Source organism: Serratia oryzae, from assembly GCF_001976145.1.
Lineage (GTDB): Bacteria > Pseudomonadota > Gammaproteobacteria > Enterobacterales > Enterobacteriaceae > Chania > Chania oryzae.
On record NZ_MOXD01000062.1, the window covers coordinates 1 to 637 of the forward strand.

Consider the following 637-nt stretch of genomic DNA (forward strand, 5'->3'; position numbering starts at 1 on the left):
ACATTCGCGTTGCAAACATTTGAGAGACTCTCTGACAGGGTCATCCTTACCCCAATACATCTACGGAGGGATAAGTTTCTGCTGTCAGGTTTCAATTTTCAGCTTGTTCCAGATTGTTAAAGAGCAAAATACTTCGCAGCATACTGTCACCAGTACACTCTGAAGTATTATCAAGGACCGTAGGGATATGGTGGAGCTAAGCGGGATCGAACCGCTGACCTCCTGCGTGCAAGGCAGGCGCTCTCCCAGCTGAGCTATAGCCCCATACAGTCACTGGCAGAACTCTTTATTACCACTCGCGGTGAATGACAGTTTTTCCCTCTCGGGAAACCTGCTGCTTCGTGCCCAGCTCATAATGCAGCATGAGTGCGAATTTGGTAGGCCTGAGTGGACTTGAACCACCGACCTCACCCTTATCAGGGGTGCGCTCTAACCACCTGAGCTACAAGCCTATAAAGAGTTTTCTGCTCGTTACTTTTTCATCAGACAATCTGTTGTGAGCACTCACTCAATCAATATCGTTCGGTAAGGAGGTGATCCAACCGCAGGTTCCCCTACGGTTACCTTGTTACGACTTCACCCCAGTCATGAATCACAAAGTGGTAAGCGCCCTCCCGAAGGTTAAGCTACCTACTTC

The 637-nt window shown here is 49.0% G+C and carries 2 tRNA genes and 1 rRNA gene; all 3 read right to left on the minus strand.

The window, feature by feature from the left end:
- Nucleotides 1-188: 188 nt before the first annotated feature.
- A tRNA-Ala gene (locus tag BMI79_RS22895) sits at nucleotides 189-264 on the minus strand.
- A gap of 111 nt (nucleotides 265-375) precedes the next feature.
- Nucleotides 376-452: transfer RNA gene (locus tag BMI79_RS22900), tRNA-Ile, on the minus strand.
- A 74-nt stretch (nucleotides 453-526) separates the two neighbouring features.
- A 16S ribosomal RNA gene (locus BMI79_RS22905) occupies nucleotides 527-637 on the minus strand; the annotation flags it as partial.